At 64.3% G+C, this 12,167-nt stretch carries 9 protein-coding genes and 1 pseudogene; 7 read left to right on the top strand and 3 right to left on the bottom strand.

The features are described 5' to 3' along the window. Positions 1-389 precede the first annotated feature (389 nt). The 4 genes from ASD04_RS07435 to ASD04_RS07420 all read left to right on the top strand — a co-directional run bounded on the left by ASD04_RS07435 (position 390) and on the right by ASD04_RS07420 (position 5,520). Complete coding sequence (locus tag ASD04_RS07435; protein WP_056254785.1) at positions 390-1,652, top strand: imelysin family protein; 1,263 nt, start codon at positions 390-392, stop codon at positions 1,650-1,652. Between the two features lie 195 nt (positions 1,653-1,847). Then, positions 1,848-3,359: a di-heme oxidoredictase family protein gene (locus ASD04_RS07430; protein WP_056255480.1), complete on the top strand. Its 1,512-nt coding sequence runs from the start codon at positions 1,848-1,850 to the stop codon at positions 3,357-3,359. Then, positions 3,359-4,426, top strand: a complete 1,068-nt coding sequence (locus ASD04_RS07425; RefSeq protein ID WP_056254782.1) for an imelysin family protein — start codon at positions 3,359-3,361, stop codon at positions 4,424-4,426. The genes ASD04_RS07430 and ASD04_RS07425 overlap by 1 nt, the downstream gene beginning before the upstream one ends. A gap of 2 nt (positions 4,427-4,428) precedes the next feature. Continuing rightward, positions 4,429-5,520, top strand: a complete 1,092-nt coding sequence (locus ASD04_RS07420; RefSeq protein WP_056254778.1) for a DUF1513 domain-containing protein — start codon at positions 4,429-4,431, stop codon at positions 5,518-5,520. A gap of 36 nt (positions 5,521-5,556) precedes the next feature. Here the strand turns inward: ASD04_RS07420 and ASD04_RS19840 are convergent. The 3 genes and pseudogenes from ASD04_RS19840 to ASD04_RS07405 all read right to left on the bottom strand — a co-directional run. Beyond that, positions 5,557-5,706, bottom strand: a pseudogene (locus tag ASD04_RS19840) (LysR family transcriptional regulator); the annotation flags it as partial. 146 nt (positions 5,707-5,852) lie between these two features. Next, complete coding sequence (locus tag ASD04_RS07410; RefSeq protein ID WP_056254773.1) at positions 5,853-7,301, bottom strand: FAD-dependent monooxygenase; 1,449 nt, start codon at positions 7,299-7,301, stop codon at positions 5,853-5,855. 165 nt (positions 7,302-7,466) lie between these two features. Further along, positions 7,467-8,486, bottom strand: a complete 1,020-nt coding sequence (locus ASD04_RS07405; protein WP_056254771.1) for a substrate-binding domain-containing protein — start codon at positions 8,484-8,486, stop codon at positions 7,467-7,469. Positions 8,487-8,981: 495 nt separating this feature from the next. Here ASD04_RS07405 and ASD04_RS07400 point away from each other — a divergent pair, with 495 nt between their 5' ends. The 3 genes from ASD04_RS07400 to ASD04_RS07390 all read left to right on the top strand — a co-directional run bounded on the left by ASD04_RS07400 (position 8,982) and on the right by ASD04_RS07390 (position 12,162). After that, on the top strand, positions 8,982-10,250 hold the full coding sequence (locus ASD04_RS07400) for an ABC transporter substrate-binding protein (RefSeq protein ID WP_056254768.1): 1,269 nt from the start codon (positions 8,982-8,984) through the stop codon (positions 10,248-10,250). 86 nt (positions 10,251-10,336) lie between these two features. Next, positions 10,337-11,317 (top strand): sugar ABC transporter permease, encoded by a 981-nt coding sequence (locus tag ASD04_RS07395; RefSeq protein ID WP_056254764.1) that lies wholly within the window; start codon positions 10,337-10,339, stop codon positions 11,315-11,317. Beyond that, the gene (locus ASD04_RS07390; protein WP_056254761.1) at positions 11,317-12,162 is read left to right on the top strand and encodes a carbohydrate ABC transporter permease; all 846 of its coding nucleotides are present in this window, start codon (positions 11,317-11,319) and stop codon (positions 12,160-12,162) included. Before ASD04_RS07395 ends, ASD04_RS07390 begins: the two co-directional genes overlap by 1 nt. Positions 12,163-12,167: the final 5 nt, after the last annotated feature.

Below are 12,167 nucleotides of genomic sequence, written 5' to 3'. Positions count from 1 at the left end.
GACAGTGCCCCTTTGTGACAGTTTAGTCCAGATGGTCAAAAAATTGGGGGATGTCTCAGTCTGCCCACCCTCCCCACAAGGGGAGGGTGGGTGCGGTGGGCTTGGCTCTGTCGTGCCACAAACACGGAGTTCCCCTTCTCCCCTTGTGGGAGAAGGTGCCCGAAGGGCGGATGAGGGGTTGGTTCCACAAGCATCAAAAGCATGGGCGAGCGCAGCACCCCTCACCCGGATTTCTGCTGAACGCAGAAATCCACCCTCTCCCTCAAGGGGCGAGGGTGGGCTCCACTCGTTGGCTCCACTTTAGACCCTTTCCAAACTACTGATTTTCCATTTGATTTCCTAAGATGAGTGGCGTAGTCCGGTTTTGAAATCATCCTGGAGGATCGCCCATGATCTCGCTCGGCAAGCGCAATTTGCGCAGCTTCGCCATTGCTCTCACTCTGTCGGTGGCGCCGATGGCCGCCTTTGCGCAGGCGCCCGACGACGCCGCCGTGCTGGCTACCTATGCCGATATCGCGCTGGCGGGTTACGAGGATGCGTTGAGCACGGCCAAGGCGCTGGATACGGCGGTGGATGCGCTGATTGCCGAGCCGAGCGAAGCGACGTTGCAGGCGGCAAGGGATGCCTGGAAGGCGGCGCGCATCCCCTACCAGCAGACCGAAGCCTTCCGTTTCGGCAATCCGATCGTCGATGAATGGGAAGGGCGGGTGAATGCCTGGCCGCTGGATGAGGGGCTGATCGACTATGTCGATGCCAGCTATGGCAGCGAAAGCGACAGCAATGCGCTCTATGTGGCTAATGTCATCGCCAATCCCAAGCTGATGATCGATGGCGTGGAACTGGACGCCACCAACATCACGCCGGCATTGCTGCAGGACAATCTGCAGGAAGCGGCGGGCGTCGAATCCAATGTGGCGACGGGCTATCATGCCATTGAGTTCCTGCTGTGGGGCCAGGACCTCAACGGCACCGGGCCGGGCGCCGGGGCGCGGGCCTATACCGACTATTCGACGGCCGAGCATGCCGACCGCCGCGCGGCCTATCTCAAGGCGGCGTCGAGCCTGCTGGTGAGCGATCTTGAGGAGATGGTTGGCAATTGGGCCGCTGACGGCGCGGCCCGCGCGGCGCTGCCGGAGCTGGGGATCTCGGCGATCCTCACCGGCATGGGCTCGCTGAGCTTCGGCGAAGTGGCAGGCGAGCGCATGAAGCTGGGCCTGCTGCTGCACGATCCGGAAGAAGAGCACGACTGCTTCTCGGACAATACGCATGTTTCCCACCTCAACGACGCCATCGGCGTGCAGAATGTCTATCTGGGCAAATATGTGCGGGTGGATGGCACAGTGGTCGAAGGGCCGTCGCTGTCGCAGGTGATCGCGGGCAAGGACGCGGCGCTCGATACCGAGATCAAGGCCCTGCTCGACGATACCGTGGCCAGGATGCATGTCATGGCTGACAGGGCCGAGGGCGGCGAGGCCTATGACCAGCAGATCGCCGAGGGCAATACCGAGGGCAATGCCGTGGTGCAGGCGGCAATCGACGGGCTGATCGCCCAGACGCGCGGCATCGAGCGGGCCGTGGCGTTGCTGGAACTGGATGACGTGACGATCGAGGACAGCGACAGCTTGTCGAACCCGGATGCGGTGTTCGAATAAGCGCTGGCCATGCCGCAAACGCGGTGTCACCCCGGCCTTGAGCCGGGGTCCATCCCGAGATCGCATCACGGCCGCAAGATGGTTTGTTGAACCGCCTGGTGGCCAGACCTTTCATCTCAGGATGGATCCCGGCTCAAGGCCGGGATGACATCGGGGGTGTTTGAAAATTTGCGCAAGAGCCGGTATGTCCGCGCCATGAAAACTCACCTCACCATCGCTTTTGTTGCGTTGCTCGTCGGCGGGCTGGCCTTTGCGCAGGACCAGGCGGTGCGCGGGGATCTGACGGCGGAGGACCTGGCGCGGGTGCGGGCCGTGACGGCGCCAGCTACCGATTTCTCCAAGGCGGAGAATTTCGAGGGCAAACCGGCGGGCAAGGGGACGACGACGTTCGATGCCAATGCCGACTCGTTTTCCCACTTTCTCGACAATCTGAGTTTCGAGCAGGAAGAGCAATTCAAGCTCGGCAATGCGCTGTTCCGCAAGATATGGGTGAGTTCGCCGAGTTCGACGCAGGCGTCGGACGGGCTGGGGCCGCTGTTCAATGCGCGGGGCTGCCAGAGCTGCCACATCAAGGATGGGCGCGGGCATCCGCCCTTCGAGGGGCAGGCGGAGAATGTGTCGATGTTCCTGCGGCTGTCGGTGCCGCCGGGGCCACATGATACGCGGCTGGCCATGGACGGGGTGATCGCGGGCGAAGTGGGCGACCCCATCTATGGCACGCAATTGCAGGATTTCGCCGTGCCGGGGCTCAAGGCCGAGGGGCGGATGGTGATCGACTATGCCGACCTGAAGGTGACGCTGGGCGACGGGACGGTGGTGACCCTGCGGGCGCCGACCTATTCGGTGGCGGATCTGGCCTATGGGCCGCTGGCGGACACGGTGATGCTGTCGCCGCGGCTGGCCAATCCGATGATCGGGCTGGGGCTGGTGGAGCAAATCCCGGCCGAGGACATATTGGCGCTGGCCGATGCGGATGATCTTGACGGCGACGGGATTTCGGGGCGGCCGAACTGGACCATCGAGCCGGTGAGCCAGACCGTGATGCTGGGGCGGTTTGGCTGGAAGGCGGGAATGGCCAGCATTCGCAGCCAGTCGGCGGCGGCGTTTGCGGGCGATATCGGGATCGCGACGCCGCTGGTGAACCTGCCGTTTGGCGATTGCACAGAGAACCAGCCGGAATGCCTTGCCATGCCCACCGGCGAGCAGGCGCGGCTGGGCGTGTCGGAGGCGCCTGACCCGGTGCTGGACCTGGTGACGTTTTACGCGCAGACGCTGGGCGTGCCGGAGCGGCGGAACGTGGACGACCCGGCGGTATTGCGCGGCAAGCAGGCTTTCTATGGCGCGGGCTGCGCGAGTTGCCATGTGCCCAAATTCGTCACCAGCCGCAATGCCGAGAACCCGGCGCACCGGTTCCAGCTGATCTGGCCCTATGCCGATTTCCTGCTGCATGACATGGGCGAGGGGCTGGCCGATCACCGGCCGGAGGGGCAGGCGGACGGATTTGAGTGGCGCACGCCGCCGCTCTGGGGGATCGGATTGACGGAAATCGTTTCCGGCCACACATTTTTCCTGCATGATGGGCGGGCTCGCGATCTCCCCGAAGCCATTCTGTGGCATGGCGGGGAGGCGCAGGCCGCGCGCGATGCGTTCGCTGCGATGTCCCGAACCACGCGCGACGATCTCGTCGCCTTCCTGGAATCGCTCTGATGCGGCTTGTGCTCATTGTCCTGATGCTGCTTGCGATTGCCCCGGCGGCGGCGCAGACCACGCCGGTATCGCAAGTGCTGCAGACGGCGGTGACCCAGGTGATCCGGCCGGGCATGCTGGAATTCAAGGCGCGGGCCAGCGGGCTGCGCATCGCCATGAATGCCCTGTGCACGGTGCCCTCGGAAGGCACGATGGCCATTGCCAGGGGGCAGTTCCGGCAGGCGGGGCTGGCCTATGGGCGGATCGAGTTCCTGCGCATCGGGCCGCTGATGGAGGACAACCGGGTCGACCGGCTGCTGTTCTGGCCGGATCGCAAGGGCATCGGGCTCAAGCAGGTGCAGGCTATCCTGGCCACGGCGGACGAGACGGCGGCGAGCCTTGACACATTGCGCGGCAAGAGCGTGGCGGCGCAGGGCTTCGGGGCGCTGGAATTCGTGCTCTATGGCACCGGGGCGGAGACATTGTTGCAGCCCGAGGGGGCGTTTCGCTGCGCCTATGGACGGGCCGTAGCGGCCAATATCGCCCAGATTGCCGGGGAGCTCGCAGCGGGGTGGTTCGCGCCCGGTGGCATTGCCGACCATCTGACGGTGCCGCAGGCGGCATTTGCCGACTATCGCAGCGAGAACGAGGCGCTGGAGGAGTTGGTGGGGCTGTTGTCGCATGGCATCGAAGCGACACGCGACACGCGCCTCAACCCGTTCCTGGCCACGGCCGAGCGCGCGGCGCGGCCGAAGGAGGCGCTGTTCTGGCGCTCGGGGCTGACGCTGGAAATGCTCCGCGCCAATGTGGACGGGATGCGGCGGCTGCTGGGAGTCTCGGGCATAGCGCGGGCCGTGGCGCAGAAGGATGCCGGGCTCGACAATTCCATCGACTTCGAATTCGGCAATGCCGTGCGGGCGCTGGACCTGGTGACCTCACCGGTGGCCGAGGCGGTGGCCGACGACAAGCAGGTGGCGGCGCTGAACTATCTGGTGATCGTCACCGGCTCGTTGCAGGCGCTGATCGGCGAGCAGCTTTCGGCGGCACTGGGGCTCAGCGTCGGCTTTTCTTCCCTCGACGGAGACTGACCATGTGGCAGCGGCGGGCATTCCTCAAGGCGGCGGGCGCGAGCTTTGCGGCGAGCCTCGTGCCGCGACAGGTGCTGGCGCTGGAACGGAACGAGCTGGTCTTTGCCAGCTCGGTACAGACGACCGGCGGGGGCTATGGCGCGGTGCTGCTGGGCGAGCGGGGCGACCTGATCGCATCCATCGACCTGCCGGATCGTGGGCACGACATCACCATCAGCCGCGAGGCGGGTCGCGGCGTGGTCTTTGCGCGGCAGCCCGGCACTTTTGCCGTGGTGTTCGATCCGGCGGGGAAGGAAGCGCCGGTGACGCTGACCAGCGTGGAGGGACGACACTTTTACGGGCATGGCGTGTTCTCGCCGGATGGGCGGCTGCTCTATGCCACGGAAAGCGATTTCGAGGCGGCGCGGGGCGTGGTCGGCATTTATGACGCCACCGACGGTTACCGGCGGATCGGGGAATTCCCCACCTACGGCACCGGCCCGCACGAAATGCTGCTGATGCCTGACGGGGTGACCTTCGTCGTCGCCAATGGCGGGATCGAGACGCATCCCGATTTCGGACGGACCGAACTCAATATCGAGACCATGGACCCTTCGGTCGTGTTCATCGACCGCCGCGACGGCAGGCTGGTGGGGCAGTTGCGGCTGGAGGCGGGGCTGCATCAGCTATCGATCCGCCACATGGCGATCGATGCGCGAAGCCGGGTGTGGTTCGGCTGCCAGTACAAGGGTGCGCCGGGGGAAAGCCCGCAACTGGTGGGCTATGCAACGATGGATGGCGAGATCAGGCTGGTGGACCTGCCGCCGGGAACGCTGGCCGACCTGCGCAATTATGTGGGCTCGGTCGCGGCTTCGGCCGACGGGAGCATGGTGGCGGTCTCGTCGCCCGAGGGCGACCTGCTGGTGGCCATCGACACCGAGGGCAAGCGTCCGGTGCTGGTGGAAACGCTGCGCAATGGCTGCGGGCTCGCGGCTGACGGCGCCGGCTTCGTGGCGACCAGCGGGGACGGCGCCATGATCGGCATTGCCGGGGCCGAGCGCGAGCGGCGGACGTTCGGGTTTCTGTTCGACAACCATGTGTTGCGGATGGGGTGAAGGCAGCGGGGCCTGGCGATGGACTCCGCTAGCCGACTATCCCCGATAGCGCAGGGCGTCGAGGAGGGCGGTGAAGGCGGGCGAGGACTGGCGGCGGCTGGGATAATAGAGGTGGTAGCTGACGAAGGTGGGGCAATATTCGGTCAGCGCTTCGACCAGGCCGCCGCTGTCCAGATGGGGCCAAACTGCATCGCGTCGAGGAGAATATCGGAGCGGTCGATGTGGCGCTGACGACTCGGGACCTGGCCGATATCGAAGCGGCGACCGCCGGAATTGCGGTGCAGGGGGAGCGCTATTCTTCCCAGCATGCAGCCCGTATCGACCGCTGAACCTTAGCCGAACCAGGCGGATAGGGCCCGATCCAGCCCGTTGCGGCTCTGGTCGCCGGTCCAGGCGACATGGCCGTCAGGCCTGACCAATACGGCGCCGGGTCCGCTGACCGCGCCGAGGACCGGCAATTCCCAGATGCCGGCATAGTCGGCCTCGACCAGTTGCACCCGATCGGACCAGGCGGACAGGTCGATGCTGCCGGGAGCGCCGAAGTTGAGCAGGATGGGCCTTGCCGCATGCAGCAGGGTATAGACCCGGACTGGACCGCCGGCGGTCTGCAGATCGAGGTCGGGCATGCGGCGGCCGAGCAGGGGATGGCCGGCGCCGAAGTCGTAGTGAATGCCGAGGCCCGACATTTCGGCAGCCATGCGTTTGCGCGGTTCGTCCATGCCCAGAAGCTCGGACAAAGTCTGCTTCAGCGCTTTGGTGCGGTCGTCGCCACGGCCGAGGGCGACCTGGGCCATGGTGTAGCGCAGGGCGCGGGCGACCGGGGGATGGCGCTCGGCCTCGTAGGTATCGAGCAGGCTGGCGGGCGATATGTGCTTGACCACCTGGGCCAGCTTCCAACCGAGATTCACCGCATCCAGCACGCCCATATTGAGGCCCTGGCCGCCGGCAGGGTAATGGATATGCGCGGCGTCGCCGGCCAGCAATATGCGGCCGTTGCGATAGGTACTGGCCTGCCGCGTCATGTCGGTGAAGCGCGAAATCCAGCGGGGATTGGCCGCGCCGTAGTCGGTGCCGTAATGGGCGAAGAGGGTTGCCTTGAGATCGTCGAGGCTCGGTTCGCTGGATTGGCCGGCAAACCGTTCGGTGAGGATGATGCCCACCAGCCCGGCATCGATCCTGCTGAAACCTTCGACGCCGACATCGTTGGTGCGCAGGCCCCATTCGGGTTCCCCGCTCAGCTCCACTTCGGCGATGAGGTTGCTGACTGTCGGATCCGAGCCGGGAAAATCGATGCCAGCCAGCTTGCGGACCAGGCTGCGTCCGCCATCGCAGCCGATGAGGTAGCCGGCGGCGAGCGCGCGGCCATCGGCAAGCGTGATATCGACGGATTGGTCGTGCTGGACGAAGCCGGCGACTTCGCAGCCGCGATAGATGGTGACACCCAGTTCATCGATCCAGCCGCCGAGGATGCGCTCGAAATGCTGCTGCAACAGGGCCAGCCCGTAATTGTGGCGGGTGGGGAAATCGCTGATATCGAGCGATGTGCCACCGAAACCGGCGACCTGCGCCGTGCGGCCCTCGGCGAGAAAGCGGCCGGCTATGCCGCGCTGATCCAGCACTTCGATGGTGCGGGCGTGCAGGCCCCGGGCTCTGGTGCCGGGGAAGTCATGGCCCGGCCGCCGCTCGACGATGGCGACGTCTACCCCCGCCAGTTTCAGCTCGCCGGCCAGCATCAATCCGGTCGGACCGCCCCCGGCAATGACTACGGCATGCTGGGTCATCGCGTTATCCTCGCCTCTTCCGGCAGAGGGCAGAAATTACCCCGAAACTGGCGATTGCCAATTCTTGAAGTGAACTGTTTTCGCACCAGATAAGAAGTGGCGGCGCGGCGTTTGCTTCCTTATGTCTTTGTCCCGAAACCGGCGCTCACTTTCGGCGGACATGCTTCAGCGCTCGGATGCCGGGCCCGAGCTTTCGCGCAGCACCAGTTCCACCGGCCAGAGCTCGTGGATATCGGCGGCGGGCTTGCCGGCGAGCAGTTGCAGGATCAGTTCACCGATACGCATGCCGGCCTGGCGGATCGAGGATCGCGTGGTCGACATGGTGGGGTACATGTTGTCGGCATTGAGATAGGGGAAGACGTCGTCGTGCGCGATCATCGACACGTCGCGACCCAGCTCCAGCCCGGCCTGGCGGATGGCGCGGAACACGCCGAGCGCCGTCATCATCGAGCCGGCGAGGAAGGCCGTGGGGCGGGGGCGCAGCTCGAGCATGGCCTGGGCCAGGCGGAAGGCGACTTCGTCGGTAAAGACCGAATTGCCCATCAGCGCCGGATCGAAGGGCACGCCGCGGGCCGAGAGCGCGGCGAGATAGCCGATCTCGCGATGCTCGGCAAAGGTGCGGCCCTTGAGGCCATTGAGCAGCACGATGCGGCGATGGCCGAGATCGAGCAGATGGCTGGTGGCGCGCTCGACGGCGCCGGTATTGTCGATATCGAGCCAGGCGACCGGCTTGCCGATATTGGTGCGGCCATGCAGCACGAAGGGAATTTTGAGGTCGAGCAGCATTTCGGCCCGCTCGTCGCGCAAAGCGGGCGAATGGAGCACGATGGCGTCGACCTTCTGGCTGGCGGCGATCCGGCGATAAGCCGCCACCTCCTCGGCATAGGAATCGACTGTGGTGACGATGATATCGACTTCCTCGGTGCCCATGCGGCCGCCCATGCCGGCGAGGAATTCGCTCATATGCGGGCCCAGTTCATCGGCGCCGCGCAGCACGAGGCCGACGGCGCCGGAGCGGCCCGTGGCGAGGCGCAGGGCGCTGGCATTGGGTCGATAGCCCAGCCGCGCCGCGGTTTCGGCCACGCGCAGGCGAGTCGCCTCGTTGACTTCGGGATAGCCATTGAGCGCGCGGCTGACAGTGGTTTGCGACAGGCCGAGATGCTCGGCCAGATCCTTCAGTCTCATGGCTGCATTCGCCCCAGGCACGGCATGACCAACGCTCGTGGGCAGCGCGCTGCAGCGCGCGCGCCCGGTCCGCCTGCCATAGGGCACACAGGCCGCCTTGAACAGCGGTTCCTGCTTCCTCCTCCTCGCATCATTCAAAGCGATTTCAAATTTTGATGCAAGTAGCGAAATCGGCGGCATTTCCATGAGGTGCGTACCTCAGTAGAAATGGCAGGGCTGTTTACCGATGTTGGATTGGTGCGCATGTAATCCATTGATCTATATATGATATTTGACCGTGGCCGGCAAATTCGTTAAAATTGCGGCGACGAGGCGCTTGACAGAAATTCCGCGCTCTGGTTCTTTTTCATTCAAAGCGCTTTGGAAATGGAGGCGGAACAGCCGCCGACACGGGCGCTTTTGTGGGGAGGACAACCTTTGTCGGGATCGGCGCTGACAGCGCAGGTCCGGACAGGCGCGCCTTCCCGACGTTTGGTTCATTCGGGAGGATATCTAATGAAAATCAACAAGCTGCTCGTCGGTCTCATGATGAGCGTGACGCTGGTTGCGGGCGCCGCCCAGGCAGCCGAGCTGTCGATCGTGTCGGGTGACACCGGCAATGGCCTCGCCTTCCTGCGCAGCCAGCTCGACAAGTTCGAGGCCGATACCGGCAACACCGTGACCGTTGTGCCGATGCCGTCCTCGACGTCCGACCAGTTCGGCCAGTACAAGCTCTGGCTCGCTGCCGGCAATGCCGATATCGACGTGTACCAGACCGACGTGATCTGGGCGCCCCAGCTCGCCGACCAGTTCCTCGACCTGACCGATGCCGCCAAGGATGTCGTGGGCAACCACTTCCCCTCGATCATCGAGTCGCAGACGGTTGACGGCAAGCTGGTTGCACTGCCGGCCTTCACCGACGCGCCGGCCCTGTTCTACCGCAAGGACCTGCTGGAAAAGTACAACAAGGAAGTGCCGACCACCTGGGCCGAAATGACCGCGACCGCCCAGGAAATCATGGATGGCGAGCGTGCTGCCGGTAACCCGGAAATGTACGGCTTCGTGTTCCAGGGCAATGCCTATGAAGGCCTGACCTGCAATGCCCTGGAATGGGTGAAGTCCTTCGGCGGCGGCCAGATCGTGGAAGCCGACGGCACCATCTCGATCAACAACCCGCAGGCTGCCGCTGCCATCGACATGGCTGCAACCTGGATCGGCACCATCTCGCCGGAAGGCAACCTGGCCTACCAGGAAGAAGAAAGCCGTGGCGTCTGGCAGCTGGGCAACTCGGTGTTCATGCGCAACTGGCCTTATGCCTACGCGCTCGGCAACAGCGACGACTCGCCCGTGAAGGGCCTGTTCGACGTGGCTCCGCTTCCCGCGGGCGAGGGTGAAGGCGCCGGCTCTGCCGCTACGCTGGGCGGCTGGAACGTCGCCGTTTCCAAATACTCCCCCGATCCGGAAGAGGCGATCAAGCTCGCTCTGTTCCTGAGCTCGCCGGAAGTGCAGAAGGAACGCGCCATCAACCAGTCGAACCTGCCGACGATCCCGTCGCTGTATGAAGACGCCGACGTGCTGGCTGCCTCCCCGTTCATGGCCAACTGGAAGGCCATCTTCGAGCAGGCCGTGCCGCGTCCGTCCGCTCCCACCAAGATCAAGTACAACGAAGTTTCTTCGCTGTTCTGGAGTGCGGTGCACAGCACGCTGTCGGGCAATGGTACTGCTGCCGAGAACCTTGAAGGTCTCGAAGCCGACCTGGCCGATCTCAAGGGCGACGCCTGGTAAGTCCTCCCAGCGCCCAACCAGAGCGGACGGCGGGCTAGCCCCGTCGCCCGCTTTGCGTAATGATGGTTAAAAACGGGGAGGTCGAAATGGCTACGGATGTGATGGCTACGCCCGTCGCGGCGACTGGCGGCAAGATCAAATCGGAGCTGATGCAGCAGCGCGTGCGCGCCGCACGGTGGTTCCTGCTGCCCATGCTTATCGCGCTTGCCGTGGTGGCAGGCTGGCCGCTTCTCCGCTCGATCTATTTCTCATTCACCGACGCTTCGCTCAACAATATCGACGGTGCCGAGTGGATCGGTTTCGGCAATTATTTCCGCGTGCAGCAGCTGGCCAGCGGAGCCGTGCGCTATCGTGGCCTGCTGGTCGATGCGGACTGGTGGAATGCGGTGTGGAATACCTTGCGCTTCGCGGCGACCTCAGTATTTTTCGAGGCCGTGCTGGGCATGGTGGTGGCGCTGGTGCTGAACGCCGAATTCAAGGGCCGCGGCATCGTCCGCGCGGCCATCCTGATCCCCTGGGCCATTCCCACGATCGTCTCGGCCAAGATGTGGAGCTGGATGCTGAACGACCAGTTCGGCATTCTCAACGACCTGGGTATGCGGCTTGGCCTGCTGAGCCAGAAGGTGGCGTGGACCGCCACGGCCGAAACCGCCATGCAGGCGGTGCTGGTCGTCGATATCTGGAAGACCACGCCGTTCATGGCCTTGCTCATCCTGGCCGGCCTGCAGATGGTGCCCAAGGATATCTATGAGGCGGCCGAAATCGACGGCGTGCACCCGATCAAGCAATTCTTCCGCATCACGCTGCCGCTGGTCAGGCCCGCCCTGATGGTGGCGATCATCTTCCGGCTGCTCGACGCGCTGCGCATCTTCGATTTGATCTATGTGCTGACGCCCAACAGCTCGGCAACCAAGACCATGAGCGTGCTGGCGCGCGAAAACCTCTTCGACTTCGACAAGTTCGCCTATGGCTCGGCCATGTCGACCCTGCTGTTCCTCATCATCGCCATCCTGACCATCGTCTATATCTGGCTGGGCAAGGTTCGGTTTGACGGAGGAGACCGCTGATGGGCGCGACATTCGATCTCTGGAAAATCACCAAGACCACGCTGTTCTATGCGCTGGTTGTGGTCATCGTCGTAGTGTCGGTCTTCCCGTTCTACTACGCTATCCTGACCAGCTTCAAACAGGGCACCGACATCTTCCGCATCACCTACTGGCCGGTGTCGTTCAGTCTCGAAAACTACCAGTCGGTGCTCAGCCAGGGCAGCTTCCCGCGCAATCTGCTGAACTCCATCTTCGTGGCGTCGGTAACGGTGATCCTGGCGCTGTTCCTGGCAGTGACGGCAGCCTTCGCGCTCAGCCGCGTGCGGTTCCGCGGCCGTGGCTTCCTGCTGATGGTTATCCTGGGCGTCTCGATGTTTCCGCAGATCGCGGTGCTGTCGGGGCTGTTCGAGCTGATCAGGGCGTTGAACATCTACAACACGCCCTGGGCGCTGATCTTCTCCTACACCATCTTCACGCTGCCCTTCACCGTGTGGGTGCTGACCACCTTCATGCGCGACCTGCCGATCGAAATCGAAGAGGCGGCGATCGTGGACGGGGCGTCGCCCTGGGTGATCATCACCAAGGTCTTCATGCCGCTGATGTGGCCGGCCCTGGTGACCACGGGCCTGCTGGCCTTCATCGGGGCGTGGAACGAGTTCCTGTTCGCGCTGACCTTCACCTCGTCGAACGACACGCGCACGGTGCCTGTCGCCATCGCGCTGCTGTCGGGCGGTTCGCAGTATGAAATTCCGTGGGGCATCATCATGGCGGCCTCGGTCATCGTGACCGTTCCGCTGGTGGCACTGGTGCTGATCTTCCAGCGCAAGATCGTCAGCGGTCTCACCGCCGGCGGCGTCAAGGGTTAAGAGGG

Origin of the sequence: Devosia sp. Root436, assembly GCF_001426345.1 — a bacterium.
Lineage (GTDB): Bacteria > Pseudomonadota > Alphaproteobacteria > Rhizobiales > Devosiaceae > Devosia.
The sequence above is the reverse complement of the archived record's forward strand: the minus strand, read 5'-3'. Positions and strand labels throughout refer to the sequence as shown.

Coding starts and splice junctions, on each gene's coding strand:
- ASD04_RS07435 (WP_056254785.1), top strand. CDS start 390: ATGATCTCGCTCGGCAAGCGCAATTTGCGCAGCTTCGCCATTGCTCTC.
- ASD04_RS07430 (WP_056255480.1), top strand. CDS start 1,848: ATGAAAACTCACCTCACCATCGCTTTTGTTGCGTTGCTCGTCGGCGGG.
- ASD04_RS07425 (WP_056254782.1), top strand. CDS start 3,359: ATGCGGCTTGTGCTCATTGTCCTGATGCTGCTTGCGATTGCCCCGGCG.
- ASD04_RS07420 (WP_056254778.1), top strand. CDS start 4,429: ATGTGGCAGCGGCGGGCATTCCTCAAGGCGGCGGGCGCGAGCTTTGCG.
- ASD04_RS07410 (WP_056254773.1), bottom strand. CDS start 7,301: ATGACCCAGCATGCCGTAGTCATTGCCGGGGGCGGTCCGACCGGATTG.
- ASD04_RS07405 (WP_056254771.1), bottom strand. CDS start 8,486: ATGAGACTGAAGGATCTGGCCGAGCATCTCGGCCTGTCGCAAACCACT.
- ASD04_RS07400 (WP_056254768.1), top strand. CDS start 8,982: ATGAAAATCAACAAGCTGCTCGTCGGTCTCATGATGAGCGTGACGCTG.
- ASD04_RS07395 (WP_056254764.1), top strand. CDS start 10,337: ATGGCTACGGATGTGATGGCTACGCCCGTCGCGGCGACTGGCGGCAAG.
- ASD04_RS07390 (WP_056254761.1), top strand. CDS start 11,317: ATGGGCGCGACATTCGATCTCTGGAAAATCACCAAGACCACGCTGTTC.